The 26345-nt window shown below is 67.9% G+C and carries 29 protein-coding genes and 1 pseudogene; 20 read left to right on the top strand and 10 right to left on the bottom strand.

Features of this window, described 5'->3' with window-relative positions; genetic code table 11:
* The first annotated feature begins 12 nt into the window (after positions 1 to 12).
* From cyoE to P7V53_RS13000, 11 genes are read left to right on the top strand one after another with little or no spacing between them, the layout of a single operon-like run.
* The gene (cyoE, locus tag P7V53_RS12950; protein WP_280156503.1) at positions 13 to 909 is read left to right on the top strand and encodes a heme o synthase; all 897 of its coding nucleotides are present in this window, start codon (positions 13 to 15) and stop codon (positions 907 to 909) included.
* A gap of 8 nt (positions 910 to 917) precedes the next feature.
* Positions 918 to 1766, top strand: coding sequence for a ubiquinol oxidase subunit II (cyoA, locus tag P7V53_RS12955; protein WP_280155882.1), 849 nt, complete (start codon positions 918 to 920; stop codon positions 1764 to 1766).
* Positions 1763 to 3742 (top strand): cytochrome o ubiquinol oxidase subunit I, encoded by a 1980-nt coding sequence (gene cyoB, locus P7V53_RS12960; RefSeq protein ID WP_280155883.1) that lies wholly within the window; start codon positions 1763 to 1765, stop codon positions 3740 to 3742. The genes cyoA and cyoB overlap by 4 nt, the downstream gene beginning before the upstream one ends.
* A gap of 2 nt (positions 3743 to 3744) precedes the next feature.
* On the top strand, positions 3745 to 4368 hold the full coding sequence (locus P7V53_RS12965) for a cytochrome (ubi)quinol oxidase subunit III (protein WP_280156504.1): 624 nt from the start codon (positions 3745 to 3747) through the stop codon (positions 4366 to 4368).
* Positions 4365 to 4745: a cytochrome o ubiquinol oxidase subunit IV gene (gene cyoD / locus P7V53_RS12970; RefSeq protein WP_280155884.1), complete on the top strand. Its 381-nt coding sequence runs from the start codon at positions 4365 to 4367 to the stop codon at positions 4743 to 4745. Before P7V53_RS12965 ends, cyoD begins: the two co-directional genes overlap by 4 nt.
* 16 nt (positions 4746 to 4761) lie before the next feature.
* Entirely contained in the window at positions 4762 to 5943 is a 1182-nt protein-coding gene (locus P7V53_RS12975) for a lactonase family protein (RefSeq protein ID WP_280155885.1), read from the top strand.
* Positions 5940 to 7331, top strand: a complete 1392-nt coding sequence (locus tag P7V53_RS12980; protein ID WP_280155886.1) for a cytochrome c — start codon at positions 5940 to 5942, stop codon at positions 7329 to 7331. Before P7V53_RS12975 ends, P7V53_RS12980 begins: the two co-directional genes overlap by 4 nt.
* Positions 7328 to 8035, top strand: a complete 708-nt coding sequence (locus P7V53_RS12985; protein WP_280155887.1) for a gluconate 2-dehydrogenase subunit 3 family protein — start codon at positions 7328 to 7330, stop codon at positions 8033 to 8035. Before P7V53_RS12980 ends, P7V53_RS12985 begins: the two co-directional genes overlap by 4 nt.
* 2 nt (positions 8036 to 8037) lie before the next feature.
* A complete protein-coding gene (locus P7V53_RS12990) occupies positions 8038 to 9819 on the top strand; it encodes a GMC family oxidoreductase (protein ID WP_280156505.1) in 1782 nt (593 codons plus the stop codon).
* A 5-nt stretch (positions 9820 to 9824) separates the two neighbouring features.
* Entirely contained in the window at positions 9825 to 10136 is a 312-nt protein-coding gene (locus P7V53_RS12995) for a hypothetical protein (RefSeq protein WP_280155888.1), read from the top strand.
* Positions 10123 to 11700, top strand: coding sequence for a Na+/H+ antiporter (locus P7V53_RS13000; RefSeq protein ID WP_280155889.1), 1578 nt, complete (start codon positions 10123 to 10125; stop codon positions 11698 to 11700). Before P7V53_RS12995 ends, P7V53_RS13000 begins: the two co-directional genes overlap by 14 nt.
* Before the next feature lie 160 nt (positions 11701 to 11860).
* Here the strand turns inward: P7V53_RS13000 and P7V53_RS13005 are convergent, their stop codons facing one another.
* Together P7V53_RS13005 and P7V53_RS13010 are read right to left on the bottom strand one after the other, a co-directional pair.
* Positions 11861 to 13087: a carbohydrate porin gene (locus P7V53_RS13005; RefSeq protein ID WP_280155890.1), complete on the bottom strand. Its 1227-nt coding sequence runs from the start codon at positions 13085 to 13087 to the stop codon at positions 11861 to 11863.
* Between the two features lie 12 nt (positions 13088 to 13099).
* The gene (locus P7V53_RS13010) at positions 13100 to 15490 is read right to left on the bottom strand and encodes a membrane-bound PQQ-dependent dehydrogenase, glucose/quinate/shikimate family (protein ID WP_280155891.1); all 2391 of its coding nucleotides are present in this window, start codon (positions 15488 to 15490) and stop codon (positions 13100 to 13102) included.
* 260 nt (positions 15491 to 15750) lie between these two features.
* Here P7V53_RS13010 and pqqB point away from each other — a divergent pair, with 260 nt between their 5' ends.
* The 6 genes and pseudogenes from pqqB to P7V53_RS13040 all read left to right on the top strand — a co-directional run bounded on the left by pqqB (position 15751) and on the right by P7V53_RS13040 (position 20342).
* The gene (pqqB, locus tag P7V53_RS13015; RefSeq protein WP_280155892.1) at positions 15751 to 16695 is read left to right on the top strand and encodes a pyrroloquinoline quinone biosynthesis protein PqqB; all 945 of its coding nucleotides are present in this window, start codon (positions 15751 to 15753) and stop codon (positions 16693 to 16695) included.
* A gap of 143 nt (positions 16696 to 16838) precedes the next feature.
* Positions 16839 to 17558: a pyrroloquinoline-quinone synthase PqqC gene (pqqC, locus tag P7V53_RS13020; RefSeq protein WP_280156506.1), complete on the top strand. Its 720-nt coding sequence runs from the start codon at positions 16839 to 16841 to the stop codon at positions 17556 to 17558.
* On the top strand, positions 17558 to 17815 hold the full coding sequence (pqqD, locus tag P7V53_RS13025) for a pyrroloquinoline quinone biosynthesis peptide chaperone PqqD (RefSeq protein WP_280156507.1): 258 nt from the start codon (positions 17558 to 17560) through the stop codon (positions 17813 to 17815). The genes pqqC and pqqD overlap by 1 nt, the downstream gene beginning before the upstream one ends.
* Positions 17805 to 18974, top strand: a complete 1170-nt coding sequence (gene pqqE / locus P7V53_RS13030) for a pyrroloquinoline quinone biosynthesis protein PqqE (protein ID WP_280155893.1) — start codon at positions 17805 to 17807, stop codon at positions 18972 to 18974. The genes pqqD and pqqE overlap by 11 nt, the downstream gene beginning before the upstream one ends.
* A gap of 34 nt (positions 18975 to 19008) precedes the next feature.
* Positions 19009 to 19152: pseudogene (locus P7V53_RS13035) on the top strand (cytochrome ubiquinol oxidase subunit I); the annotation flags it as partial.
* 359 nt (positions 19153 to 19511) lie between these two features.
* Entirely contained in the window at positions 19512 to 20342 is an 831-nt protein-coding gene (locus P7V53_RS13040) for an alpha/beta hydrolase (protein ID WP_280155894.1), read from the top strand.
* A gap of 77 nt (positions 20343 to 20419) precedes the next feature.
* On the opposite strand, the gene P7V53_RS13045 is transcribed toward P7V53_RS13040, so the two are convergent.
* Genes P7V53_RS13045 through P7V53_RS13055 form a run of 3 tightly spaced genes read right to left on the bottom strand, consistent with a single transcriptional unit; the run spans position 20420 to position 21356 of the window.
* Positions 20420 to 20566, bottom strand: a complete 147-nt coding sequence (locus P7V53_RS13045; protein ID WP_280155895.1) for a hypothetical protein — start codon at positions 20564 to 20566, stop codon at positions 20420 to 20422.
* Positions 20563 to 20736, bottom strand: coding sequence for a DUF4863 family protein (locus tag P7V53_RS13050; protein WP_280155896.1), 174 nt, complete (start codon positions 20734 to 20736; stop codon positions 20563 to 20565). The genes P7V53_RS13045 and P7V53_RS13050 overlap by 4 nt, the downstream gene beginning before the upstream one ends.
* Before the next feature lie 8 nt (positions 20737 to 20744).
* Positions 20745 to 21356: a cytochrome P460 family protein gene (locus P7V53_RS13055; RefSeq protein ID WP_280155897.1), complete on the bottom strand. Its 612-nt coding sequence runs from the start codon at positions 21354 to 21356 to the stop codon at positions 20745 to 20747.
* Positions 21357 to 21552: 196 nt separating this feature from the next.
* Between P7V53_RS13055 and P7V53_RS13060 the strand changes: the two genes are divergently transcribed.
* Positions 21553 to 21906 (top strand): c-type cytochrome, encoded by a 354-nt coding sequence (locus P7V53_RS13060; RefSeq protein ID WP_280155898.1) that lies wholly within the window; start codon positions 21553 to 21555, stop codon positions 21904 to 21906.
* A gap of 75 nt (positions 21907 to 21981) precedes the next feature.
* On the opposite strand, the gene P7V53_RS13065 is transcribed toward P7V53_RS13060, so the two are convergent.
* From P7V53_RS13065 to P7V53_RS13085, 5 genes are all read right to left on the bottom strand, one after another.
* On the bottom strand, positions 21982 to 22749 hold the full coding sequence (locus P7V53_RS13065; protein ID WP_280155899.1) for an enoyl-CoA hydratase: 768 nt from the start codon (positions 22747 to 22749) through the stop codon (positions 21982 to 21984).
* A gap of 93 nt (positions 22750 to 22842) precedes the next feature.
* Positions 22843 to 23499: an ABC transporter substrate-binding protein gene (locus P7V53_RS13070; protein ID WP_280155900.1), complete on the bottom strand. Its 657-nt coding sequence runs from the start codon at positions 23497 to 23499 to the stop codon at positions 22843 to 22845.
* Positions 23500 to 23634: 135 nt separating this feature from the next.
* The gene (locus P7V53_RS13075; RefSeq protein WP_280155901.1) at positions 23635 to 24054 is read right to left on the bottom strand and encodes a DoxX family protein; all 420 of its coding nucleotides are present in this window, start codon (positions 24052 to 24054) and stop codon (positions 23635 to 23637) included.
* The gene (locus tag P7V53_RS13080) at positions 24051 to 24500 is read right to left on the bottom strand and encodes a hypothetical protein (RefSeq protein WP_280155902.1); all 450 of its coding nucleotides are present in this window, start codon (positions 24498 to 24500) and stop codon (positions 24051 to 24053) included. The genes P7V53_RS13075 and P7V53_RS13080 overlap by 4 nt, the downstream gene beginning before the upstream one ends.
* Complete coding sequence (locus P7V53_RS13085) at positions 24497 to 24946, bottom strand: hypothetical protein (RefSeq protein WP_280155903.1); 450 nt, start codon at positions 24944 to 24946, stop codon at positions 24497 to 24499. The genes P7V53_RS13080 and P7V53_RS13085 overlap by 4 nt, the downstream gene beginning before the upstream one ends.
* Positions 24947 to 25276: 330 nt before the next feature.
* On the opposite strand from P7V53_RS13085, the gene P7V53_RS13090 reads away from it, so the two are divergent.
* Positions 25277 to 25843 carry a YSC84-related protein gene (locus tag P7V53_RS13090; RefSeq protein WP_348273481.1) on the top strand — a complete coding sequence of 189 codons (567 nt, stop codon included), beginning with the start codon at positions 25277 to 25279 and terminating at the stop codon, positions 25841 to 25843.
* 246 nt (positions 25844 to 26089) lie between these two features.
* Positions 26090 to 26266 (top strand): hypothetical protein, encoded by a 177-nt coding sequence (locus P7V53_RS13095; RefSeq protein WP_280155905.1) that lies wholly within the window; start codon positions 26090 to 26092, stop codon positions 26264 to 26266.
* The last annotated feature ends 79 nt before the right edge of the window (positions 26267 to 26345 follow it).

Below are 26345 nucleotides of genomic sequence, written 5' to 3' on the forward strand. Positions count from 1 at the left end.
ATGCCCGCGTCCATGCATCAGCCCAGGATCCGCCTCGTGCGCGCCACGTCGGGTGCGCACCGGTTGCGCGAGTTCATCTCGCTCACGAAGCCGCGTGTGGTCACGCTCATCCTGTTCACCGCGGTGATCGGCATGTTGCTGGCGCCAGGGGCGATCCCGGTGGCGCAGGCGGTGTTCGGCGCCATCGGCATCGCACTGCTCGCGGCCGCCGCGGCGGCCACCAACTGCCTGCTCGAGGCGAAGCGGGACGCCGTGATGGCGCGCACGCGCGGGCGACCGCTGGCCTCCGGGCGGCTCAAGACGACCGAAGCGGCCGCGTTCGCCGCCGGCCTGGGCGTTGCGGGGCTGGCGCTGCTGCATGCGCTGGTGAACCCGTTGACGATGTGGCTCACGCTGGCCACGTTCGCGGGTTACGCCATCGTCTACACGCTGCTGCTCAAGCCGCGCACGCCGCACAACATCGTGCTGGGCGGCGCCGCCGGTGCGATGCCCCCGGTGCTGGGCTGGGCCGCGGTGACAGGCGATGTCTCCGCGGACGCGCTGCTGCTGTTCCTCATCATCTTCGTATGGACGCCGCCGCACTTCTGGTCGCTCGCTCTCTATCGCCGGAATGACTACGCGAAGGCCGGCGTGCCGATGCTGCCGGTGACGCACGGGATGCGATACACGCGCCGGCAGGTGCTGCTCTACACGCTCGGGCTCGTCGCCGCCAGCGTGCTGCCGTTCTTCACACGCATGAGCGGTGCCTTGTACCTGGCGAGTGCGCTGTCGCTCGGCGCCATCTTCATCGCGTACGCGACGGCGCTCTGCCGCCGCTACAGCGACAAGCTCGCGCGTGCGACGTTCCGCTATTCGATCGTCTACCTCGCGTTGCTCTTCGCAACGCTGCTGCTCGATCACTGCCTATGAGGACCGCCATGAAGAGATTGCTCGCCGCCGCCGGCTGGATCGGCCTCGCGGCGCTGGCCGGATGCAAGGAAGGCGTGCTCGACCCGAAAGGGCCGATCGCGTTCGCCGAGCTCCAGATCCTGTACGACTCGCTGGGCATCATGCTGGCGATCGTCGTCCCGACGATCGTCGCCACGCTGGGCGTCGCGTTCTGGTTCCGCGCGTCCAACCGGCGGGCTCGCTACCTGCCGGACTTCGAGCACTCGGGCCGGCTCGAATTGCTCGTCTGGGCGATCCCGATCATGACGGTCCTCCTGGTCGGCGGCGTCGCCTGGGTCGGCTCGCACGACCTCGACCCCAAGAGGCCGATCGAAGCGACGGCCAAGCCGGTGCGTGTGCAGGTGGTCTCGCTCGACTGGAAGTGGCTGTTCATCTACCCCGACGAAGGCGTCGCCACGGTCAACCAGCTCACGATTCCGGTCGGCCGGCCCGTGAACTTCGAGCTGACCGGGTCCGGCGTGATGAACAGCTTCTTCGTGCCGCAACTGGGCAGCCAGATGTACACGATGGCCGGCATGGTCACCAACCTGAACCTGCAGGCCGACCACGAGGGCACATATCGCGGACTGTCTGCCGAGTTCAGCGGCGACGGCTTCTCCGACATGCGGTTCGCGGTGCATGCCGTGAGCGAGCGCGACTACGCGAAGTGGCTCGCCGGCGCACGCTCCGCGAGCCGGTCGCTCGACGCCGATGCCTACACCGAGCTCGCGAAGCCGAGCGTGGCCGTCGTTCCCACGACGTACGGCACGGTGGCATCCAACTTCTTCGACATCGTCGTGCGCACCACGGCGGCGGAATGCAGAGGACAGACCCAATGAATCTCCTGGGCAACCTGAGCTGGGCGGCGATCCCGTTCGACCAGCCGATCATCATGGGCGCCACGGCGGGCATGGGCCTGCTCGTCGCGTTCGTGCTGGGCTGGGTCACGTACAAGCGCGCGTGGCCCTATCTGTGGAGCGAGTGGATCACCTCGGTGGACCACAAGCGCATCGGCGTCATGTACATGATCCTGGGGCTGCTCATGCTGCTGCGCGGCTTCAGCGACGCGATCATGATGCGCGCGCAGCAGGCTATCGCAGCCGGCGGGGCGCAAGGTTACCTGCCGCCCGAGCATTTCAACCAGATCTTCTCGGCGCACGGCACGATCATGATCTTCTTCGTGGCGATGACGCTGGTCGTCGGCCTGATGAACTACCTGCTGCCGCTGATGCTCGGCGTGCGCGACGTCGCGTTCCCGACGCTGAACTCGGTGAGCTTCTGGCTCACCGCCGCAGGCGTGCTGCTCACGAACGTCTCGCTGTTCGTCGGCGAGTATTCGAAGGCCGGCTGGATGGCGTACCCGCCGCTTGCCGAACTGCAGTTTTCTCCCGGCGTGGGCGTGGACTACTACCTGTGGTCGCTGCAGATCTCGGGCATCGGCACGCTGCTCTCGGGCGTGAACTTCGTCACCACGATCCTGAAGCTGCGCGCGCCGGGCATGGGCCTCATGCGCATGCCGGTCTTCTGCTGGACCGCCCTGGCGACCAACCTGCTGATCGTCGCCGTGTTCCCGGTGCTCACGGCGACGTTCGCGATGCTGCTGCTGGACCGCTACCTGGGCTTCCACTTCTTCACGCTCGATGCCGGCGGCAACCCGATGATGTACGTGAACCTGTTCTGGGTCTGGGGCCACCCCGAGGTGTACATCCTCGTCCTGCCCGCGTTCGGAGTCTTCTCGGAGGTCAGCGCGACCTTCTCGGAAAAGCCGCTGTTCGGCTACCGCTCGATGGTGGCCGCGACGATGGTGATCTGCGTGCTCTCGATGACGGTCTGGCTCCATCACTTCTTCACGATGGGCGCGAGCCCCAATATCAACGGCTTCTTCGGCATCATGAGCATGGTGATCGGCATCCCGACCGGCGTGAAGGTCTTCAACTGGCTCTTCACGATGTACGGCGGGCGCGTGCGTTTCACGGTGCCTGTCCTCTGGACCATCGGGTTCATGGTGACCTTCGTCCTGGGTGGCCTCACCGGCGTGCTGCTGGCCGTCCCCCCTGTGGATTGGCAGGTGCACAACAGCCTGTTCCTGATCGCCCATTTCCATCACGTCATCATCCCGGGCGTGGTGTTCGGCATCTTCGCCGGGGTCGAGTACTGGTTCCCCAAGGCCTTCGGGTTCAAGCTCGACGAGGCGTGGGGCCGGCGCGCGTTCTGGTGCTGGTTCATCGGCTTCCATCTCGCGTTCATGCCGTTGTACGTGGCCGGCCTGCTCGGCATGACGCGCCGCATGCAGCACTACGACAACCTCGCATGGCAGCCGTGGCTGATCGCCGCGGCCATCGGCGCGGGAATCATCCTGCTGGGCATCCTGTGCCAGGCGATCCAGCTCGTCGTGTCGATCCGCAATCGCGAGCGCAATCGCGACCTGACCGGCGATCCGTGGAACGCCCGCACGCTCGAGTGGTCCACCGCGTCGCCACCGCCGGCATGGAACTTCGCGGTGCTGCCGCAAGTGGCCGACAGGGAACCGTTCTGGTCCGCCAAGCGCAACCCGAAGGCGCCGCGCCCCGATGACCACCCGTACCGCGCGATCGAGCTGCCGAAGAACACCTCCCTCGGCTTCGTCGCCGCGATCTTCGCTTCCATCGGCGGGTTCGCGCTGATCTGGCACATCTGGTGGCTGGCACTGGCGAGCCTGCTGGGAGGATTCATCGCGACGCTTGCATTCGCGTTCCGCAAGCATGACGAATTCGAAGTGCACGCCAACGAACTCCAGCAGTTCGATCGTGACCATCCCGTGGGAGTTGCCGCATGAACATGGCTGTCGATATCGATGTGCTGCGCCCCGCAGCGCCGAGCGCTGGCGAACTGGGTCCCGCGCCGAAGCACACCGTCGCCGGCTTCGGCTTCTGGATCTACCTGCTCAGCGACATCGTGATGTTCTCGGCGCTGTTCGCGACCTACGCGGTGCTGGCGCACGCCACCGCCGGCGGGCCGGGGGGCGGCATGCTGTTCCACCAGGGCGGCGTTGCACTCGAGACGGCCCTGCTGCTTGCATCGAGCTACACCTGCGGGCTCATGTCGATGGCCGCCAACTCGCGGCGTCGAACCGCGTTCTACCTGGGCGCGATCGTGACGTTCGCGCTCGGGGCCGCGTTCCTCGGCCTGGAGCTGCGTGAGTTCAGCGACATGATCGCCCGGGGCGCGACGCCCCAAAGCAGCGCGTTCCTCTCGGCCTTCTTCGCGCTCGTCGGCTGCCACGGCCTGCACGTCGCCGTGGGGCTCGTGTGGCTGGCCGTGATGGGAGCGCAGGTGGCGCTGCGTGGCTTCCACGGCGCGGTGGATCGTCGGCTGCTCTGCTTTTCCTTGTTCTGGCACGCGCTCGACATCGTCTGGGTCGCCGTGTTCACGTTCGTCTATCTGATGGGAGTCCGCGCATGAAACCAGCGACATTCGAGCAAGTCCCGGGAGGCATTCCGACAGCGGAAGAAGGCGGGTCTTCGGGGCTGCTGGTGTACACGATCGGCCTGCTGCTCGCCGTCGCGCTCACGGCCACGTCGTTCTGGATCGCGAACACGCACATGCTGTGGGGGCCGGGCACCCCGATCGGACTCGCGGTGCTCGCGATCGCGCAGATGGGCGTGCATCTCGTGTTCTTCCTGCACATCACGAGCGGGCCGGAAAACACGAACAACTCGCTCGCGCTGGCGTTCGGTGTCCTGGTCGTGACGCTCATCATCACCGGCTCGCTCGTGATCATGGGCGACCTCAAGATGACGATGGGCGGGACGATGGGCGCGTCGATGCAGGGCCAGTGACATGCCTCTCACCACCATGAAACTTGCATCCTTTCTCGCGGCGGCCTTCCGAGTGCTGGGAGCGACCGCGGCCGTGGCCCTTCCGGCAGCCGTATCGGCCGGTGCTCCGGCCGCCCGCCTGCTGATCGGAACCTATACGGCCAGCGGCAGCGAAGGCATCTACCTGCACGACTTCGACACGGAGACCGGCCGCCTCGATCCGCGGCCCCGTCAGGTGGTGAAGGCGGAGAACCCGTCCTGGCTGACCTTTTCGGCCGACCGCCGGCATGTCTACGCCGTCAACGAGAACGGACCAGGGCAACGTGATGCCGTGGGCCGTGTCACCTCGTACCGCGTCGACCCGAGCGACGGCAGGCTGCAGGAGGTCAACCGGGTTCTGTCGCTGGGGTCCGAGCCGACGCATTCCGGCATCAGTCACGACGGCAGGTACCTCTTCGTCGCCAACTATTCCGTGTCGCCGGATCCGGGCGGCACGCTGTCGGTGCTGCCGATCGACGAGCGCGGCGCGTTGGGACCTGCGACCCAGGTCAAGACCGGTCGTGCGAGCCAGGTCGACGGCGAGCGGCAAGTGTCGCCGCACGTGCACTCGGCGGTCGTCTCGCCCGATGGGCGAGCGGTGTATGCACAGGATCTCGGTGCCGACCGCCTCTATGTCTATCGATACGACCCTGCACGACCCGAGGCGCCACTGACGCTCGATGCGGCGCAGCCCTCCGTCGAGACGCCGCCAGGGTCGGGACCGCGGCATCTGGTGTTCAGCGGCGACGGCCGCCATGCGTACCTGACCTTGGAAATGACCGGCGAAGTGGTCGTGTACGACTGTGCGCAGGGCCAGCTCGTGCAGAAGCAGCGTGTGTCGCTGACGCCACCGGGGTTCAGCGGCGAGAACGGCGCCGCCGCCTTGCACCTCTCGCCCGACGGCCGTTTCCTCTACGTCACCAATCGTGGCACCGACAACCAGCTGGTGGCCTTTGCGGTGGCTGCTTCCAGCGGCGAGCTGACCTTGATCGCGCGCCGCTCCACCGAAGGCCTCGAGCCGCGCGAGTTCGCCATCGACCCGAGCGGGCGCCATGTGCTGATCGCCAATCAGCACAGCGACAAGGTCGTGATCATGAAGCGTGATCCGGTGAGCGGCCGTGTCGGCGAGACGATCCAGGTCCTGCCCATCGCCACGCCTTCGGATCTCAAGTTCGAATGATGAAGAAGTTCCTGTGGGCCTGCGTCGGCGTCGCGATCCTCGTCGTTGCCGCTGTCCTCGCGCTCGCGCTGTGGCCCACGCACACTCGGCCCATCGCGGTCGCGGCCGACAGCCATTCGCCGGCCCTCGTCGAGCGGGGCCGCTACCTGGCCCAGGCCGGCGATTGTGTCGCCTGCCACACGGCGCCGGGCGGCCGGCCGTTTGCAGGCGGATTGCCGCTGGCGTCGCCGATCGGCGCGATGTACAGCACCAACATCAGCCCGGATCGGGACACCGGCATCGGCACCTACACCCTCGACGACTTCGATCGCGCCGTGCGGCATGGCATCCGGGGCGACGGCGCTACGCTGTACCCCGCGATGCCGTACCCGTCGTATGCGCGCATGAGCGAAGACGACCTGCGTGCGCTCTATGCGTTCTTCATGCACGGCGTGGCGCCGGCACCGGCGCAGCCGCATCCTTCCGGCATCGCGTGGCCGTTGTCGATGCGCTGGCCGATGGCACTGTGGCGCAAGGCATTCGCACCGAAGCCCGATGAGGTGGCCCCTGATCCGCGCCGTCATGCCGATGCCTCCGTTGCACGCGGCGCCTACCTGGTGCAGGGTCTCGGCCATTGCGGCAGCTGCCACACGCCGCGCGCGTGGACGATGCAGGAGAAGGCGCTGGACGAGTCTGGTGCCGACTACCTGGCGGGCGGGCCGATCATCGATGGATGGGTCGCCGTGAACCTGCGCGGCAACCCGGCCGACGGGCTGGGCGCATGGTCGGCCGCTGACATCGTGGCGACCTTGCGCAGCGCGCGCAACGCGTCGCATGCCGTGGTGGGCGGCGCGATGAACGAAGCCATCGTGCATAGCACGCAGCACCTGAGCGACGCCGACTTGAACGCGATCGCCGCCTACCTGAAAACGCTCGCACCGACGGCGAAGTCGCCTTCGTCATTCAACGCTGATCCTGCCACGGCGCAGGCCTTGTCGAAGGGCGTCGAAGCGACGCGCGGCGCCGAGCTGTATGTCGACAACTGCGCCGGCTGCCATCGCAGCGACGGCCTGGGCTACGCGCACGCCTTTCCGCGCATCGCGGGCAACCCGACCGTGCTGGCGCGTGACCCGAGCTCGGTGATACGCCTGATCCTGGAGGGCAGCCAGCTGCCGGCCACGCGCAGCGCACCATCGGAACTCGCCATGCCCGGTTTCGCCGGGCGCCTGTCGGACGGCGAAGTGGCGCAGCTCGCGACCTTCGTGCGCCGCAGCTGGGGCAACCAGGCTCCTGCCGTAGAGGCAGAGCAAGTCGGCACGATCAGGGCGGCCGTCGACTTGGAGCGGGCCGAACGCGCCGCTGCCGCGAGCTTCGCCGCAACTCGAACCCACTCAGGAGACGGTCCGTGAGCACGTCGAATTCATCGTTGCCTTCGCGGCGCCAGCTATTCAAGAGTCTGGGCGCCACTCTCGCCGTCGTGGCGCTTCCCGCCTCCAACGCTCGACAGCCGGCGACCGCGCAGGGCAAAGCCTATCGGCCGAGCTTCTTCTCGCCGGACGAGTGGGCCTTCGTCAACGCGGCGAGTGCGCGCCTGATCCCGCACGACCGCCTGGGCCCCGGTGCCGTGGAAGCGGGCGTGCCCGAATACATCGATCGGCAGATGGGCACGCCGTGGGCCACCGGGGCGCTCTGGTACATGCAGGGGCCGTTCAACGCCGATGCGCCCGCCACGCTGGGGTATCAGTTGCAGCTCACACCGCAGCAGGTCTATCGGCTGGGGATCGCCGCAACCGACGGGTTCGTACGGAAGGCACAGGGAGCGCAGGGCAAGTCCTTCGCGCAACTCGCGCCGGACGCCCAGGACACGGCGTTGCACGCGATCGAATCGGGTCAGACCGTGTTCGAGACGGTGCCCGCCACGCTCTTCTTCTCGATGCTGCTGCAGAGCGTGCGCGAGGGCTTCTTTGCCGATCCGTTCCACGGCGGCAACCGGGGCCTCGTCGGCTGGAAGCTGATCGGCTTTCCCGGGGCGCGTGCCGACTTCATGGACTGGGTCGACCGCGACGTGAAGTACCCGCTGCCACCGGTGGCCCTGAGCGGACAGCGGGGATGAGCATGGTCTACAGCAGGATGAAGAAAGCCGACGTGGTGATCGTCGGCTTCGGCTGGGCCGGGGCGATCCTGGCCAAGGAGTTGACCGAGGCCGGACTGAACGTGGTCGCGCTCGAGCGCGGCCCGATGCGCGACACCGCGACCGACGGCGCCTACCCCCAGGCGCTGGACGAACTCACCTACAACATCCGACGCAAGCTGTTCCAGGACATGTCGCGAGAGACCGTCACCATCCGCCATGGCGTGAACGACACCGCGCTGCCGTACCGCCAGCTGGGTGCGTTCCTGCCCGGCACGGGGGTCGGCGGCGCCGGGCTGCACTGGTCGGGCGTGCACTTCCGCGTCGATCCCGTCGAATTGCGTTTGCGCACTCACTACGAAGAACGCTACGGCAAGAGGTTCCTGCCCGAGGGCCTGACGATCCAGGACTTCGGCGTCAGCTACGAAGAACTGGAGCCGCACTTCGACTTCGCCGAGAAGGTGTTCGGCACGTCGGGCACGGCATGGACCGTGGCCGGCCGGAAGGTCGGCAAGGGCAAGGGCGGCAATTTCTTCGCCGCCGATCGTTCACACGACTTTCCGCTGCCCGCGCAGAAGCGCACCGTATCGGCACAGCGCTTCGGCGACGCCGCGGCCCAGCTGGGCTACCACCCGTATGACCTGCCGTCGGCGAACGCCTCCGGGCCGTACACGAACCCGTACGGCTGCCAGATGGGCCCGTGCAACTTCTGCGGCTACTGCAGCGGGTACGCCTGCTACAACTACTCGAAGGCGTCGCCCAACGTCAACGTGCTGCCTGCGCTGCGCCAGGCGCCGAACTTCGAGCTGCGCACGCAGGCGCACGTGCTGCGCGTGAATCTCGCGACCGATCGACGAACGGCCACCGGTGTGACCTACATGGATGCGCAAGGCCGCGAGGTCGAGCAGCCGGCGGACATCGTCGTCATCGCCGCGTTCCAGTTCCACAACGTGCGGCTGATGCTGCTGTCGGGCATCGGCAAGCCCTATGACCCGGCAACCGGACTGGGAACGGTGGGGCGCAACTTCTCCTACCAGAACATGGCCACCATCAAGGCCTTCTTCGACAAGGACGTGCACGCCAATCCATTCATCGGCGCCGGCGGTGCCGGCGTGGCGATCGACGACTTCAACGCCGACCACTTCGACCATGGCCCTGTGGGCTTCGTCGGCGGCTCGCCCATGTGGGTCAACCAGGCCGGTGCCAAGCCCATCAGTGGCATCGCACTGCCGGATGGATCGCCGGCGTGGGGCAGTGCGTGGAAGCAGGCGGTCGCCGACAACTACCTGCACACGGTCTCCATGGACGCGCACGGGGCCCACATGAGCTACCGCGACAACTACCTGAGCCTGGATCCGACCTACAAGGACGCCTGGGGGCTGCCGCTGCTGCGCATGACCCTCGACTGGAAGGACAACGACATCCGCATGACGAGGTTCATGGCGCAGAAGATGCGCGCCGTCGCCGAGGCCATGGGGCCCAGGTCGATCCGCGTCTCGGTCAAGAACTTCGGACAGCACTTCGACACCGTCGGCTACCAGACCACCCACCTCAACGGCGGCGCGGTGATGGGGACCGATCCCCGCACCAGCGCCGTCAACCGCTACCTGCAGAGCTGGGACGTGCACAACGTGTTCGTGCCCGGCGCCTCGGCGTTTCCCCAAGGGCTGGGCTACAACCCGACCGGCCTGGTCGCGGCGCTGACCTACTGGTCGGCGAAAGCGATTCGCGAGCGCTACCTCAGGCAGCCGGGGCCGCTCGCGTAGGCATCATGCGGCACGCTCACCTCGTCGCCCTGCTGGCACTGGTCGGCTGCGCCCACTCCGGCCGCCTGCCTTCCACCGGCGTACCGGAGGCGCACGCTGCGGTGCAGCCGCTGGGCGATCGACTGAGCTTGTCGAAGTCGCCGATCATCGTGAGCCTGTCGATCGATACGCTCGACATCGACCGGCTGCTCGACGAGCACTCCAGGGAGCTGGGGTGCCTTGCCGCCGGATGCCTGGCCCTGGTGCTGGAGCGCACCTCACGGCCTCGTCGTTCGCCGCGGTCCGCGCCGCGACAGGCGTCGCATGGAGGCGGTTGAACTGGTCCTGGTGCTGCTCGCGGCGACGGCCGCGCTCGGCGTCGTCTCGATGCGGCTGAACGTGCCCCAGCCGGTGCTTCTCATGATGGGCGGCGTCGCGCTCGCATTCATGCCGATGCTGCCGCCGGTCCGCATGGAGCCGGAGACCGTGTTCCTGCTGTTCGTGCCGCCGTTGCTGTACCGCGCCGCGCTCGACACCTCGCTGGTCGAGCTCCGCCGCCGCATCCGCGGCATCGCATTCCTCTCGTTCACGATGGTGCTCGCCACCATGGTCACCGTCGCGGTGACCGCGCACGCCGTCGTGCCGGACCTGCCCTGGAGCGCGGCCTTCGCCCTCGGGGCGATCGTCTCGCCGCCCGACTCGGTGGCCGCCATCTCGCTGACACGGACCGTGCGCCTGCCGCGCAGCATCGTCACGCTGCTGCGCGGCGAGGGCCTGGTGAACGATGCGGCCGCCTTCACCGCCTACCGCATGGCCGTCGCCGCCATGGTCATGGGGACGTTCTCGCTGAAGGATGCGGCGCTGGGCTTCGTCGAAGCTGCCGCGATCGGCACCGTCGGCGGCATTGCCGTGGGGTGGACGATCGCCCGCCTGCGCGAGCGGCTGCGCGACATGCCCGTCGTGGAGAACACGATCTCGCTGCTGACGCCGTTCGCTGCCTTCCTGCCGGCCGAGCGTCTCGGCGGCTCGGGCGTCCTGGCCGTCGTGGCCATGGGCCTGTACCTCGGGCAGTGGGCGCCGCGCACGATCTCGCCGCAAACGCGCCTGCAAGCCGACGCCATGTGGGAGATGGTCGTATTCCTGCTCGAAGGCCTCATCTTCGTGCTGGTGGGTTTCGAACTGCCGCGGGCGCTGACGACGCTCGGCGGCTACCCGCTGCCGTCGCTGGCCTGGTGGGGCGCCGCGGTCGCGGCGGCGGTCGTCCTGTCGCGCATGGTCCTGGTGATCCTGCAGCCGTACGTCGACAACGCCCTGCGCCGTTTGGGCGGCCACCCCGCGCCGCTGCCGGCCTGGTCGCACGTGCTCTTCGTGAGCTGGGCCGGCGTGCGCGGCGGCGAATCGCTGGTCATCGCGCTGTCGCTGCCGATGGCAACCGCGGCGGGCGCGCCGCTGCCCGCGCGCGACCTCATCATCTTCCTCACCTTCGTGGTGATCGTGACGACGCTGCTCGTGCAGGGACTGTCTCTCGGGGCGCTGACGCGCCTCCTGCGCATCCGCGGCGACGATGCGGACGTACGCGAGGAGGCCCATGCGCGCGAGCGATTGCGCGAGGCAGGGCTCGCTTGCATCGCGCATCAGGCCAGCGCGGGGACACTGGACGCCGATGCCGCGCGGCGTGCCCGCACGCTCCTGCACCTGGACCGGCCGTCCGCGCCCGGTGTCGCCGGCGCCGTCCTCGAGGCGCAGCGCCACGCGCTGCTCGCGCTGTTCGACGAGGGACGCATCAGCGACGGGGTGATGCGCCGGCTGCAGCGCGAACTCGACCTGCACACGGTGAGCGTCGTCATGCTCCCTGAATCCGCGACGTCGACGACTCGACGGCCACCTGTCTTCCCTGATTGACGACAGGTCGGGGCGGCAACACCGGCCCCGTACGCAATGCTCGGCCGCGAAACACGGGTCGCCGAGCGGCACCCCGTGGCGATGCCCCCACCCATCAAGCGGCTGCCGCGGATCCGGCTTCGCCGGTCCGCCGGCAGCGCCCCCTCGGGGGGGGTCAACTTCACCACCAGGTCTCGAGCTGCAAGCCGACGCTGGTTCCGCTGGTCTTGCCGTCGCGCAGACCCGCCAAGCCGCCTGCGCCCGCCGCGGCGTCCGCCGCCTGGTTCCAGGACGCGTGTGTCACGAACAGGCGCAGTTCCGGCCGCGCCCCGAACGCCTCGCCCTTGGACCATGTCGGCGCGATCGTCAGCTTCGTGAGGTTGCGGGCCGGACCGCCCTCCGGCTTGACCCGGTCGATGCCCACCTCGCCCAACACCTTGAAGTGGCGCGTGAACGCATACGCCACCCGCCCGCCGAGGGAGGTCACCGTCTCCTTGCCCGCATCCGACTCGCGCTGCCCGATCATCGCGATCGCCTGGCCGCCGAAGCGAGGCGTGAGCTGGAACTGGTAGCCGTCGACCAGCCGCCAGCGCTTGACGTCCGACCCGGCCGTGAGGTCACCGAAGTTGCCGTCGAGACCGCCCGAGCCTTGCGCCACCTGGAACCACACATTGTTGTCGCTCGTCTCGCCGAGCTTCTGGTGATGGCGCACGCTGAGGCTCGCGCCCGCCTTGCCGTTGCTGCCCTCTCCACGGGTCAGGCCGGCCAGCACGTTCAGGGTTCCGCCCGTGTTGACGGGAATGTCGCGCAGCCATGCGTTCAGACGATGGCCCGCCGGCGCCGCGTCGCGCGGACCGTTGTGGTAGTAGGCCAGGTCCAGCTTGCCGCCGAGCAGGGGCAGGCTCGCACCTGCGCCATCGCCGTCGAGCTTCTCGAAGTACGTGTCGACGATGTGCACGTCGGCGCCGCGGTGGAAGCGCTTGCCGATCCAGAAGCTGGCCTCGGGCGCGAACCCGAAGCCGCTGCCCTCGACGTAGAACTGCGCGGTCTTGTACCTCTGGTCGTGATCACCCGTGCCGTCGAAGACGGTGGGCATGTAGTTCAGCTTCAATCCGGGACCGCCCTGGTGGTCCTTCGGCGCGACGGTGAACAGGAATTCGCCGTAGAGGTCGCACTCGTTGCCCAGGCGGTACTTGAAGTCGGCGCCGGGCAGCTGGTAGCAGGCGTGATGGTCGCTGCGACTCGTCAGGCCCGGCCCGGCGCGCAGGTAGCCGCGGCTCTCCAGGCTCACCTTCTCCAGGCCCAGCTTTTCCAGGCTCAGGTCGACCGCGCGCACCGGCGCGGCGAGCGCCACGAGGGCGGCGGCGATCACGATCGGCGCGATGTCGAAACGGCGTGCAGCTTGCATCGCAGACCCCCCCTATCGCTGCGCGCCGCGAGGCGCGCTGCCGTCGGGCAGCGCATACGCCACCAGCGAATCGCCCATGCGCGTGCCGAGCGAACCGTGCCCGCCGGCCATGACGACGACGTACTGCTTGCCGGTCTTGTCCGAGACATAGCTCATCGGCGTGGCCTGGCCGCCGGCAGGGAGCCTCGCCTCCCACAGCTTGTGGCCCGTTCGCACGTCGTATGCGCGCAGGTAGCTGTCGAGTGTCGCGCTCATGAAGGCGACACCGCCGCCGGTGACCATGGGGCCCCCGAGACTCGGCACGCCGAGCGGCATCGGGATCGGCAAGGGCGCGCTGTCGCGCACGGTGCCGTTCTTGCGCGTCCAGACCTTCTGCATCGTCGTGAGGTCGACCGCCGTCATGTAGCCCCACGGCGGCGCCTGGCACGGGATGCCGAAGGGCGACAGCAATGGATGCAGGTCGACCGCGTACGGCGTGCCGGTCATGGGCTGCAGTCCCTGCTCGGTGCCGCTGCCGCCCTTGACCTCGATCGTGTCGCGCCGATGCAGCCGCGAGACGAAGGCCATGTAGTTGGGGTTGGCGACGAGCACCTGGCGCAGCGGATCGATCGCGACGCCGCCCCAGTCGAACACGCCGTAGTTGCCGGGATAGACGATCGACCCCTGCTCGCTGGGCGGCGTGAAGATGCCCTCGTAACGCAAGCCCTTGAACACGATGCGGCACACCATCTGGTCGATGGGCGACGTGCCCCACATGTCGCGCTCCTCGAGCTTGCGCTCGGGCTTGTACGACAGGGCGGAGAACGGCTGCGTGGGCGACGTGTGGTCGCCTTCGGCCGCGCCTTGCGGAACGGGTTGCTCGGGGGCCGGCACGACGAGCGTGCCGTCGCGGCGGTCGAGCACGTACAGGTCGCCGCGCTTCGTCGACGCGATCAGAGCAGGCACCTTGCCCCGCGGCGTGTCGAGGTCGACCAGGCTCGGCTGGCCACCGATGTCCATGTCCCACAGGTCGTGGTGGACCGTCTGGTAGACCCATCGCACGCGGCCCGTCGCCAAGTCCAGCGCCACGATCGCGCTGTTGAAGCGCTCGCCGTCCGGAATGCGGTTGCCGCCCCAGATGTCGGGCGTCTGGTTGCCCATCGGCAGGTAGACGAGGCCGAGCGCTTCATCGGCGCTGGCCACGCTCCACATGTTCGGCGAGTTGCGCACGTAGGTGCGGCCCGGCGGCAGCGGCGCCGTCTCGTCGGGATTGCCGGAGTCCCAGTTCCACAGCAGCTTCCCGCTGTCGATGTCGTAGCCGCGCACGACGCCCGACGGCTCGTCGGTGGAGTCGTTGTCGGTGACGCTCGCGGCCGCCACGAGGACGCGCGCGGTGACGAGCGGCGGCGAGGTGGGATTGAGCACTCCGAGCGCCACCTTGCCTTGCCCCACCTTCAGGTCGATGGCGCCCTGCGTGCCGAAGAACGTGCACGGCTGCCCGTTGTCGGCATTGATGGCGACGATGGTCGCATCCGCGGTCGGCGCGTAGATGCGACGCGGACATGCTGCGGCGGCCGCCGCCCGTGTCGCGTCGGCCGTGGCGCTGCCGGCCACGGTCGCGTCGTGGTAGGCCACGCCGCGACAGATCATGTGCTGGTATTCCTTCGCCTTGCGGTTGATGTGCGGATCGAAGCGCCAGATCTCGCTGCCGGTATCGGGATCGAGCGCGATCACGACGTTGTGCGGCGTGCACATGTAGAGCTTTCCGTTGGCCTTCAGCGGCGTGACTTCGTTGGCGATCTCGCCGGGGTCGTCGGGTCCCTTGAAGTCACCGGTGTGGAAGGTCCATGCGAGCTTCAGGTCCTTCACGTTGGCCGGCGTGATCTGGTCCGCGGCCGTGTAGCGAGTGCCGGCGGCCGAGCCGCCGTAGGCGGGCCAGTCCTTCGATGGCGACGACACGGCGGCGTCGGCACGGGCGGGCAGGGCGCCGTCGAGCGTGTCGTAGTCCTTGGACAGGGAGAACAGGCCAACCAGCGCGCTCGCGGCGAGCGCTCCCCACAGGAACTTGCCGCCGTGCGGCCCGGCCGCGCCCAGGCGGCGACGGACGGTCGGCATCAGCAGCCACGCGGCGAGCCCGAACCACACGTCGATGCGCGGCAGCAGTTGCCACCAGTCGAACTGCACTTCCCACACGGACCACGCGACCGTGCCGAGGAGCAGCGCGGCCGCCACCTGCAGTGCGGCGGCACGCCCGCGCCAGACCAGCCCGGCGCACAGAAGCAGGCCGATGCCCGCGATCAGGTAGTAGGCGGAGCCGTCGCGCCAAAGCAGCACGGCGCCGCCCGCGCAGAAAACCAGCGCCAGCAAGGCATAGAGCACGCCGGTCGCGGCGAGCACGAAGGGGGGACGGGTCGACGAGGACATGGTGGTACGGGGCTCGAGGCCGGGATTTACATGCTGGCCAGTGTGTTGCCCTTGCCCTGCCAAGTAATCGCTCCTTGTATGCGCCGCAGCTCCATCCGAAGGCGCAGGTGGCGCCCTATATGGAAAGAATGGGTTTGTCTCCCGCTTGCGCGACATCTGCCCTGCGATAGAGCCCTCGCGCCACTTCGAGTCGAGGACGCATCGCGCCGTCCCACGAAGAATGCCGACATCACCCAGGAGCCACTTCCATCGCCACCGTCATGCACGCTCTCGTACTCGGCTCTGCCGCCGGTGGCGGCTTCCCGCAGTGGAACTGCAACTGCACGTTGTGCGCGCGTGCCCGGCGCGGCGATGAGTCGCTCTCGACACGCACGCAGAGCTCCGTGGCCGTGTCCGACGACGGGCTGAGCTGGATCCTCCTCAACGCATCGCCCGACATCGCGCAGCAGGTCCACGACAACCCGCAATTGCACCCGCGCGGCGGCGGACGGGACACGCCGATCCGCGCGGTCATCCTGCTGGACGCGCACCTCGACCATGTCGCCGGGCTGCTGTCCCTCCGCGAAGGTCCGCCCCTCCACCTCTACTGCACGCCCGCGGTGATGGACGACCTCACCCACGTCCTTCGCATCGTTCCCGTGCTGCGCAGCTATTGCGATGTGCAGTGGCACCCGATCCCGGTCGGCGACGGGCAGACCGACGCGACGTTCGCGGTCGCGGGCTGCGTCGACCTCTGCTTCCACGCCATCGCGCTGGAGGGCAAGGCGCCGCCATACTCCCCGCGCCGCGCCGCGCGCGGCACCGGCGACACCATTGCGCTGGACGTCGTGGATCGGCGCAGCGGCAGGCGCCTGTTCTATGCGCCCGGCCTGGCCCGGGTCGGACCGCGCGAGCTCGGCTGGATGCGCGCGGCCGATTGCGTGCTGGCCGACGGCACGTTCTGGTGCGAGGAGGAGATGCCGGAGGCCGGCCTGTCCCGCAAGACCGCGCGCGACATGGGCCACCTGCCGCAACGCGACCGACTGATCGATGGCGCGCTGCAGCGCGGAATGATGACTGTGCTGGCCGGGCTGCCGGCCAGGCACAAGCTGCTCGTGCACATCAACAACACCAACCCGATCCTCGACCCGGACAGCCCCGAGCGACGCGAGCTCGAGCGTCACGGCATCGAGGTGGCGCACGACGGCATGGAGATCGTGCTGTAGCGGCGCCGCAGTTTCCCCTCCCGCCCGAGCGATCGGGCTTTCTACCACCCTCCCACAGGAGTCATCACCATGAACTGGATCAAACCCCGCTACGAAGACATGCGCTACGGCTTCGAGATCACCATGTACATCTCGGCCCGATGATGCAAGCGCAGGCGCCCTGGCCGGCTCCCGAGTTCGAGGCGCGCCTGCGCCACCTCGAGGCCGGCTATCACACGCACCATGCATTCAACCGGCGGCTGAACGGCGGCGATCTGCAGCCGTTCCAGCTGCGCGGCTGGGTGGCCAACCGCTACTACTACCAGCGCTGCCTGCCGCTCAAGGACGCAGCCATCCTGTCCAACTGCGACGATCGCGCCGCGCGCCGGCAGTGGATCCAGCGCATCCTCGACCACGACGGCCGCGACGACGAGGCCGGCGGCATCGAGGCCTGGACCGAGCTCGGCGTTGCGGTGGGACTGTCCCGCGCCGACCTCGAATCGCAACGCCATGTCCAACCGGGCGTGCGCTTTGCCGTCGACGCCTACTTGAGCTTCGCGCGGCGCGTGCCGTGGCAGGAAGCGGCGATCTCTTCTCTCACCGAGATGTTCGCGCCGCGCATCCACGCCGACCGCCTCGCCGGCTGGCCGGCGCACTATCCCTGGATCGAGCCGCGGGGGTTTGCGTACTTTCGCAGCCGCATCGCGCTCGCCGAGCGCGACGTGCAGCACGGCCTCGCGGTGGCGCACGCCTGGTGCTCCACGCGCGAGCGACAGGAGCGCGCGATCGACATCCTGCAGTTCAAGCTCGACATCCTGTGGTCCATGCTCGACGCGGTCGAGCGTGCCTACCCTGACGATCTCGCCGAGGACCTGCGGCCATGATGCAAGTTGTTCCGAAGCTGTCCCCGATGCATCGCCTGCAATACGAGGCGGTGCAGGCGCGCTGGGTGCTGCTGTACCCCGAAGGCATGGTGCGGCTCAACAGTGCCGCCGGCGATGTCCTGCGTCGCATTGACGGAGCGCGGACGGTCCAGGCGGTCGTCGACGACCTGCGGCGCGCCTACCCGGATGCCGACCTCCGCGACGACGTGCTGCAGTTCCTGCGTGAAGCGCAAGAGCGAGGCTGGCTTGTCTACTGACCTGGCCGCAGGCGGCCCGCTGTGGCTGCTTGCCGAGCTGACCTATCGCTGCCCGCTGCACTGCGTGTTCTGCTCGAACCCGCTGGACTACGCGCAGCACCGCGACGAGCTCACGACCGACGACTGGATGCGCGTGCTGCATGACGCGCGCGCGCTCGGTGCGGTGCAGCTCGGCTTCTCGGGCGGCGAGCCGCTGCTGCGCGAGGACCTCGAAGTGCTCGTGGAGGAGGCGCACCGCCTCGGCTACTACACCAACCTCATCACCTCCGGCATCGGCCTGACCGACGCGCGGGCGGCGGCGCTGAAGGCAGCCGGACTCGACCACGTGCAGCTGTCGTTCCAGGACTCGACACGCGAGCTCAACGATTTCCTGTCGTCCACGCGCACGTTCGATCTCAAGTCGAAAGTGGCCGCCACGATCAAGCGGCACGGCTACCCGATGGTGCTGAACTGCGTGCTGCACCGCTACAACCTGCCGCACGTGGGCCGCATCATCGAGATGGCCGAGGCCATGGGGGCCGACGTGCTCGAACTGGCGAACACCCAGTACTACGGATGGGCGTGGCTCAACCGCGCGGCGCTGATGCCCGGACGCGAGGCCCTCGCCGCGGCCGAGCGCGAGGTCGAGCGGCATCGCGCCCGCCTGGGCAGCCGCTTGAAGATCCTCTGGGTCTCGCCCGACTACGCGGATGCCCGGCCGAAGGCGTGCATGGCCGGTTGGGGCTCGGTGTTCATGGTGGTCGCACCCGACGGCCTGGCCCTGCCGTGCCACAGCGCGCGCATGCTGCCGGGGCTGGACTTTCCGAACGTGCGCTCGCAGAGCATCGCCGCCATCTGGCGGGACAGCGACGCCTTCAACCGCTACCGCGGCACGGCATGGATGAACGAGACCTGCCGCAGTTGCGAGCAGCGCGACAGCGATCATGCGGGCTGCCGGTGCCAGGCGTACCTCGTGACGGGAGACGCCGCATTGACCGATCCGGTCTGCCCGGACAGCCCGCACCGACCGCTGATCGACGCGATGCTCGCGCAAGGCGCGGGCGCCGTGGTCCATCCCGTGCAGTTCATGCCACGGTCCCGTCAAGACGCCGGCCTGAGGTTTCGCAACGACGAGAACTCGCGGCACTTCGGCGCGCGAGGCGCGGGCAAGCCTGAATGATTGCCGCGGTCAGCGGATGGCGAGATACGAGGCCATGGGGCCTTCCGGGATCGTGGCTCTGCTCGCCGGCTGGATGACCACCGAGGTGGGCAGGCAACCGTGGACGGTGTACGGAGTTCTGCGCACGGCGGATCCGGTCTCGGCCGTCAGCGCACAGCAGGCGGGTGTGTCCCTGCTGGCGGCATCCGCAGATCGAGCAGCAGACGTGCTGGGGGCGCCGCATCGTTGCTCGAGCACAGGCCCTTGCCAACGGAGCCCGACATTCGGACCACGCAGCCGTCCTTCCAACGGGAGACGACGCGATGTCCACGAGCACCTACAGTGACCTTGCCCCTCACTGCTGCCGTACCAGCCATGAAAAGTCTTAGCCCCGTGGAGCGCGTATCCACGCCAACTCGGCCTGCTTTCCCTGAAATGACGCGCCGTCAATTGTTGGTCGTCGGGGTGGGCGCTGCAGCAACAGCAGCTTTGCCCTTCGCAGGCTCCGCTGCTTCTACCGCGCCGGACGGCGCAGAAATCTCGCAAGGAAATCCACCCATGAGCCATGTCACCACCAAGGACGGTGTCCAGATCTTCTACAAGGACTGGGGTCCCGCCAATGCGATTCCGATCGTCTTCTCGCACGGGTGGCCGCTGAGCTCCGACGATTGGGACGCGCAGATGATGTTCTTCCTCTCCAAGGGCTATCGCGTCGTTGCGCACGACCGGCGAGGTCATGGGCGCTCGTCGCAGGTCTGGAACGGACATGACATGGATCACTACGCCGACGACCTCGCCGCTGTCGTCCACCATCTCGACCTCAAGGGTGCGATCCACGTGGGCCATTCCACCGGCGGCGGTGAAGTCGTGCGCTATCTGGTGCGCCACGGCGAGAAGAGGGTCTCGAAGGCGTGCCTCATCGCCGCGGTGCCGCCCCTCATGGTCAAGACCGCATCCAATCCAGGCGGCCTGCCGAAGGACGTGTTCGATGGCCTGCAACTGCAGACGGCCACGAACCGAGCGCAGTTCTTCCGCGACCTCCCCGCGGGGCCGTTCTACGGCTTCAATCGGCCGGGCGTCAAGCCGCAGGAAGGCATCATCCAGAACTGGTGGCGCCAGGGGATGATGGGCAGCGCCAAGGCGCACTACGACGGCATCGTCGCGTTCTCTCAGACCGACTTCACCGACGACCTGAAGAAGATCGGCGTGCCGGTGCTCGTGATGCACGGCGACGATGACCAGATCGTCCCCTACGCCGACTCCGGGCCGCTGTCCGCCAAGCTCCTGAAGAACGGCACGCTGAAGACCTACAAGGGCTTCCCGCACGGCATGCCGACGACGCAGGCGGAGGTCATCAACACCGACCTGCTGGCCTTCATCAAGGCCTGATTGCGCTGGATCGGGCGAGCCACGTGCATGCCCATCGATCACGCAAGGCCGGCTTCTCGACACCCGATACCGGCTCGTCAACACGTGGCGCCGAGCCCCACCGCGGCCGCCCCCTCGCCGGCGCGCCGCCGCGCCGCAGCGTGAACCCGGAGGTGCCGGGTATTCAATCGGTTGAGCGACCCGGCGTGCGTGCTGCCGGACAGTGCAAGGATCTTGATGGTCACGGTGCAATCTCCGCGGGCGGAGCCTTGTATTCAATCCTTCCCTCGGGCAGGAAGTACGTCATCAGCGCCCGCCCTTTCACGCTCGGAAAGTGCTCGCTCATCGGAGGGAACACCTTCCAGCCGGCGCCATGACCGCAGAACTGACCATCCGGCTCGAGCGGGATGATCATGCGAGCCCTCACCGCCTGGCGTACTCCGTGAACACGTAGTCCTTGTCTTTCACGACGGTGTGGCACGCGGCCCCGCACTTGGCGTCGTTGCCCTGCGGCGGTTTGTCGGACTGGTTGCCGGGCCTGAAGGTGCTGGTCGCGGGGTCGTACTTGAACACCGCATATCCCCATCCGCCGCTGTCCGCGAACCGCTTGCTGTCCTTCACCATGAAGTCCACGTCGCTCTGATCGCCGGGCAGCAGCGGCTGGCCGGGGAAGGCCTCGTTCTTGTTCGCTTCCCAATGGACCTTCGCCATCTTGGCGCCGTCGGGGAAAGGCTTGCCGTTGCCGGGAATGCCGGCCTTGAACGCCTGGATCATCGCGGGATTGCCGAGGGTCAGGGCGAGGTGCGGTCCGTTGTGGCTGATGGAGATGGCCTCCCAGGCTTCGTAGCCCCTGAACTCGGAGAACGCGACCCCGTTCGCGACTTTGAGGCTGTACTTGTCCTGTGCCGCGATCGCAGCCCCGATCGTCGCGAGGACCACGACCGCTCCCGCAATACCGAGACCCATCCGCACGCGCTTGCTCTTCATTGCTGTTCCTTGTTCCGTTGAATGAACACGAGCGGCCGATTTGGCCATCGAGGCCGAGGCGCATCCATTGCACGTTGGTCCTGCTGGCGTGCCGGCCGATTCCCCGATGCAGCGTCCTGGCGGTGGTCGTACGTGACCATGCGACCTCCGCACGACGGATCGATGCGCGTTCGGTCGGATGCAGCGTGCGAGGCCGGCCTCCTATCCTGTGTTCCTGCTCTGGAACACGAAGACGGGAGACGACATGGACACACGTCCCTGGGTGGCGCTCGGCCTGGCGGCCGTCATCGCACTGCCTGCGCGCGCGGACGACAACGTCGTGGACCCCGCGCCGGCCTCCAAGCCCTCGAGCGCCACGGAGGGGCTCGCGAAGAGCAAGAACTGCCTGAGCTGCCACGCGCTCGCCACCCGGATCGTCGGGCCGGCCTACAAGGACGTCGCCGCCAGGTACGCGGGCCAGGCGGATGCGGAGGACAAGCTGGTGCAGAAGGTGCTGAAAGGCGGAGCCGGCGCCTGGGGCCAGATTCCCATGCCGCCGAACACGCAAGTGTCGCAAGCGGAGGCGCGCGCGCTGGTCAAGTGGGTGCTGCAGCAATAGCATCCCGCGCCCAACCTTCCAGCACAACCTCTCCCGCTTGCGGGAGATGGAGCGCCGATGGCTCCGGACCGCGACTCAGAGTGCGGAGAAGTCGGGCTTGCGCTTCTCCATGAAGGCGGTGAACGCCTCCTTGGCCGCGGGCTCGCCGATCATGCGGCTGAAGGTGGCTGATTCGTCGGCGATCTGTTGAAGCACCACGAGCTGCTGCGCCTTCTTCATCAGCCCCTTGATTTCCAGCAGGCTGCCGAGCGGCTTTGCGGCGAGCTTGCGCGCCTGGGCCTGGGCATGCGAATTCACCTCGGACGGTGCCAGCACCTTGTTGACCAAGCCCATCGCCAGCGCGGCCTCGGCGGTCAACGGCTCTCCCAACATGAATGCCTCGGCGGCCCGGTGGTAGCCCAGCATCTGCGGCGCCAGCAGGCTGGACCCCGCTTCCGGACACAACCCGAGGTTGACGAACGGCATCGAGAACGATGCGTTGTCGCCGGCATAGACCATGTCGCAATGGAACAGCAGCGTGGTGCCGATTCCGACTGCCGGGCCGCAGACAGCCGCAAGCAGCGGCTTCTGGAACGTGGCGAGGGCATGGATGAAACGGAGCACCGGCGACGGCGCATCCCCGGACGGAGCGTTGAGGAAATCGCTGATGTCGTTGCCGGCCGAGAACACGGTCTCGTGGCCTTCAAAGACCACGACGCGCACCGATGGATCGCCTTGAGCCGCGGCCAGCGCGTCTGTCATTGCGTCGTACATCGCGCCCGTGATCGAGTTCTTGCGCTCCACCCGATTGAACGAAACGGTGAGAACGCCCGCTTGGGCGCGCGTGAGGATCTCGTTGCTCATGCCAGTGCTTCCTTCAGGAGTTCATATGTCGGTGCAAGGCCCGATTGTCTGGCGCGTCGCACGAACGTTCATCCATCTCAAGTTAGACAGCGATCACGGCGCTTTCGAACGCGCCTCCAGCTCCTGGATCAGTCCGTCGATTCCACCGCTGCGCTCCATCACCCGGGCGAACTGCGTCTGATAGGTGGCGACCATCCACACGCCCAGCACGCTGACGTCGACGATCTTCCAGCGGTCGTCCTGCAGCGCGAGGCGGTAGTTCAGCGCGATCGGCTCCCGGCCGCCGCGCACGGTGACGTCCGACCAGACTTCGGTCGTGCTCGCATCGACGGCGGCGGAGCGCTTGAGCCTGAAGCGCGCGCCGCCGGCTTCGGACAGCGCGCCGGCATAGGTGCGTATCAGCAGCGCCTCGAAGCCCGCCATGAGCCGCGCTCGCTGGTCTTCGTTCGCGGTGCGCCAGCGAGGGCCGACCGCGCGCGCCGTCATGGCGCGGAAATCGACGTGCGGCATGACGGCGGATTCGACGAGCGCCTTGATGCTGACCGCATCGGTCAGCGCCCCCTGGGCAAGCACCTGCTCGGTCATCGTCGTCACCACCGCGTCGGCAGACTGGGCCGGCTTGGCGAGCGCGGCTACCGAGAGGAATGCGGCAAGCAGCAGGCAGAGGAGGCGATTCACGATTCGCTTTCGGACGAGGAGACGATCGATCGTAGACGGCGCGCGCGGCGCGTCATAGCCGCCCGGGACCAACACTGTTTTGCTGGCCGCGAAATGCGGCCGGCTTCAGTACCCGTGCCAGCCTGCGCCTGCGCGCCCGCAGGCATCAGGCATGCGCATGGAGGCAGGCATCCCAGCGCAGCTCCAGGCTGACGACCAACGGCGGGTTCAAGCGGCAGCCTTCTTGTCGTGACGCAGGTCGTGCCACGCCACGAGCATGAACGCCCCGACCAGGCCGATGTGCTCGAAGAACGCGTTGGTGGCCATGAAACGCTCGATGCCGGCCATTTCCCAGAAGCGGTTCGCGATGACGGTGGCACCCAGCGTGAAACCGGCGAGAACCAGCGCCCCGGCCCAGCGGTACGAGCCGCTGAGGATCAGCAGCGAGGCGCCGATTTCGATGGCGATGGTGGCCCCCGCCATGGGCGCGGCCGGCGCCAGCCCGAAATGCTGCATCTCGGCGACGGCACTGGTGAAATCCATGGCTTTGGTGAGGCCGCCTTGCAGGTAGGCCGAGCACAGCGCCAGCAAGGCGAGCCAGCGCACCGTCATGCTGCCCAGCATGTGCATTCCGAGCGACCGGGTCATCTCGATTGCTCGCCCGCGATTCGGAGCGCGTCGCACAAGTAGGCCTGCGCCGCCAGATCGAGGAATGCGTCCAGAAACAGGCTCGCGCGCCGGCAGCTGAGGCTCGAGTACCCGGCCTCGAGCCGAAAGAGCGCATGCAGCTGCGCGGTGCGGCTGATCTGCGCAAAGCATTGCCCCGTTTCCTGGACAGCGGCCAGGTCCAGCGCAGCGAACCCCGCGTCGAGCAGTGACGACAGCTCGGTGGCGGCGACGCCGGATGCCGGAGCGGTGTGCGGCGTGAGCTCCTCGATGGATCGCGGCGGCCAGCCGCCGGCGGTCGACTCGCCGAGGACGCACACGCACAAGGCGGCGACGATCGATGTGTCGCCGGTGCTCGCAGGCAACCCGGCCGTCATGCGCGTCCACGCGCGCCGCGCCGCCATCAGCAATGGACTCGCTGGTGTCATGACCTTCTCCCCGTCACGGCGAATGCGTCCGCCGCATCGCCGAGGTACGCGCGCTCGCACGCCGTTCTGAGCGCTCCCAGGAAGGCCCGCGTGTCGTCCTCGCAAAGCGGGCACGTTCCGGCGGTGACGTGGCGCAGCAGCGCGGCTTGCGCCGCGCTGCTCAGCCCTTCGAACGGACGCCCGGATACACGGCTGAGCACCCGGTCCAGGCGCATCAGGCGCTCCAGCGTCAGCGCAGCGGTGCCGCGATCCGATGCGACATCCGTGTGCGCGAGCGGCTGTCCCGCCTGGCGAGCCAGATCGCCGAGATCGCGCGGCGGCCACGCCGTCGACGCGGCGGCCTCGGGCCTGCCGGTCAGGCAGGTGCAAAGCGCCGGCACCAGGAGCTGTTCCCGGCGGCGCCTCGTCGCGCCTGCACGTGCGGTCCGTTCATCGGCGATGGGCATCGAATGTCTCCGAGTCGGCCAGGCGCGAAAACGCCACGTCGGATCCGACTCCAACAGGCTAGGCGCCACACGACGATTTCGCCTCTATCCGAAGGCAGGGGCTCAATCCGCTCCTACGCTCGAGTCCGGCACGTGGACCGGCGTGACTTGCTGCGCGCCGAGGAGGTGCTCGACGCCGGCGCCTTCGACCGCCACCTGCTGGTCCGCGATCTTCGCGTCGAGGGCGGCCGTGAGATCGAGCGTTCGACGGACACCGACCTCTGTCGCTGGATGGAGGCGCATGGCGCGACAAGGCGTCATCGTTCACGCCTAACCACCGGGAACCTCGATATGAACAAACGATTCTTCTTGGCGCTGGGTTCGCTCGCCATCCTGTCGGCGGCATGCACCACGCCTGACCCGCAGATGCGCGTCGATCCGGCGATCAAGCGGCGCAGCATCGATGCGGACGTGGACAGCGCGCTCGCCAAGCTGCATCTGCAAGTACCCGGTTCACGCGAGCTGACCGCCAAGGCCAACGGCGTGCTGGTGTTTCCGTCGGTCTTCTCGGCCGGGCTCTTCATCAGCGGCTCGTATGGACAGGGCGCGCTGCGCACCGGCGGCCGAACTGAGGCGTACTACAGCACGACGGCCGCGTCGGTGGGTCTGCTGGCCGGCGCCGATACCAAGACTGTAGTGCTGCTGTTCATGAACCAGGGCTCGCTCGACAAGTTCCGAGCAAGCAGGGGCTGGACGGTCGGCGCCGACGCATCGGTCACGCTGATCGAAGTCGCCGCGGATGCAAGCGTCGACACGCGCACGGCGCAGCATCCCGTCGTCGGCTACGTGCTGAACAACGCGGGCCTGATGGGCAGCCTCAGCGTCGACGGGACCAAGATCAGCAAGCTCGAGCTATGAGCGTGTCGATCGGTCAGCCGGCCCGATTCCGGCTCGCCAGTTCGGCCGGGGTTGCGCAGGGCCGCATTCGACGTCACGGCCGGAGGTGCAAGCCACGTGCTGCACGCCGGGCAGTTGCCCAATCTGTCCTCTCAGGGCCCTTTTGCAGCCGGCGGAAAATCGATTTGCGCGCGATTGCCTGTTTCGAAGGGCCTGCGAAACCTAGAGTTGCATGACATGAATTGATTCGCAACGACGGAGCCCGCCATGCATTACCTGTCACTGATCGCTTATCCGCGCGCCTGGCTCCGCTTCGCCGTCGTTCGCATGAGGATGTTGCTGCCCGTCGTGTGCGAGTTCGCCGTGATCGTCGCGGCGGGCTCGCTGCTGGGCGCAGGCTATGCGGCTGCGCTGGCCTGGGATTGGTTCAGCGAACTGCTTTGAGCCAGCTGACGCGGCCTCGACGGCCATGGCGGCGCCGTGTCGCTCGGCAGCGCGGCGACGATGACAAGCTGCCCGATGA

The organism is Piscinibacter sp. XHJ-5 (assembly GCF_029855045.1).
Lineage (GTDB): Bacteria > Pseudomonadota > Gammaproteobacteria > Burkholderiales > Burkholderiaceae_C > Albitalea.

Coding starts and splice junctions, on each gene's coding strand:
- P7V53_RS13090 (WP_348273481.1), top strand. CDS start 25,277: ATGAACAAACGATTCTTCTTGGCGCTGGGTTCGCTCGCCATCCTGTCG.
- cyoE (WP_280156503.1), top strand. CDS start 13: ATGCATCAGCCCAGGATCCGCCTCGTGCGCGCCACGTCGGGTGCGCAC.
- cyoD (WP_280155884.1), top strand. CDS start 4,365: ATGAAACCAGCGACATTCGAGCAAGTCCCGGGAGGCATTCCGACAGCG.
- pqqC (WP_280156506.1), top strand. CDS start 16,839: ATGCAAGCGCAGGCGCCCTGGCCGGCTCCCGAGTTCGAGGCGCGCCTG.
- P7V53_RS12980 (WP_280155886.1), top strand. CDS start 5,940: ATGATGAAGAAGTTCCTGTGGGCCTGCGTCGGCGTCGCGATCCTCGTC.
- P7V53_RS13005 (WP_280155890.1), bottom strand. CDS start 13,087: ATGCAAGCTGCACGCCGTTTCGACATCGCGCCGATCGTGATCGCCGCC.
- cyoB (WP_280155883.1), top strand. CDS start 1,763: ATGAATCTCCTGGGCAACCTGAGCTGGGCGGCGATCCCGTTCGACCAG.
- P7V53_RS13080 (WP_280155902.1), bottom strand. CDS start 24,500: ATGACACCAGCGAGTCCATTGCTGATGGCGGCGCGGCGCGCGTGGACG.
- P7V53_RS13065 (WP_280155899.1), bottom strand. CDS start 22,749: ATGAGCAACGAGATCCTCACGCGCGCCCAAGCGGGCGTTCTCACCGTT.
- pqqB (WP_280155892.1), top strand. CDS start 15,751: ATGCACGCTCTCGTACTCGGCTCTGCCGCCGGTGGCGGCTTCCCGCAG.
- P7V53_RS13010 (WP_280155891.1), bottom strand. CDS start 15,490: ATGTCCTCGTCGACCCGTCCCCCCTTCGTGCTCGCCGCGACCGGCGTG.
- P7V53_RS13050 (WP_280155896.1), bottom strand. CDS start 20,736: ATGATCATCCCGCTCGAGCCGGATGGTCAGTTCTGCGGTCATGGCGCC.
- P7V53_RS13085 (WP_280155903.1), bottom strand. CDS start 24,946: ATGCCCATCGCCGATGAACGGACCGCACGTGCAGGCGCGACGAGGCGC.
- P7V53_RS13060 (WP_280155898.1), top strand. CDS start 21,553: ATGGACACACGTCCCTGGGTGGCGCTCGGCCTGGCGGCCGTCATCGCA.
- P7V53_RS13040 (WP_280155894.1), top strand. CDS start 19,512: ATGAGCCATGTCACCACCAAGGACGGTGTCCAGATCTTCTACAAGGAC.
- P7V53_RS12965 (WP_280156504.1), top strand. CDS start 3,745: ATGGCTGTCGATATCGATGTGCTGCGCCCCGCAGCGCCGAGCGCTGGC.
- P7V53_RS12975 (WP_280155885.1), top strand. CDS start 4,762: ATGAAACTTGCATCCTTTCTCGCGGCGGCCTTCCGAGTGCTGGGAGCG.
- P7V53_RS12995 (WP_280155888.1), top strand. CDS start 9,825: ATGCGGCACGCTCACCTCGTCGCCCTGCTGGCACTGGTCGGCTGCGCC.
- P7V53_RS13000 (WP_280155889.1), top strand. CDS start 10,123: ATGGAGGCGGTTGAACTGGTCCTGGTGCTGCTCGCGGCGACGGCCGCG.
- P7V53_RS12990 (WP_280156505.1), top strand. CDS start 8,038: ATGGTCTACAGCAGGATGAAGAAAGCCGACGTGGTGATCGTCGGCTTC.
- P7V53_RS13075 (WP_280155901.1), bottom strand. CDS start 24,054: ATGACCCGGTCGCTCGGAATGCACATGCTGGGCAGCATGACGGTGCGC.
- P7V53_RS13095 (WP_280155905.1), top strand. CDS start 26,090: ATGCATTACCTGTCACTGATCGCTTATCCGCGCGCCTGGCTCCGCTTC.
- P7V53_RS13055 (WP_280155897.1), bottom strand. CDS start 21,356: ATGGCCAAATCGGCCGCTCGTGTTCATTCAACGGAACAAGGAACAGCA.
- pqqD (WP_280156507.1), top strand. CDS start 17,558: ATGCAAGTTGTTCCGAAGCTGTCCCCGATGCATCGCCTGCAATACGAG.
- cyoA (WP_280155882.1), top strand. CDS start 918: ATGAAGAGATTGCTCGCCGCCGCCGGCTGGATCGGCCTCGCGGCGCTG.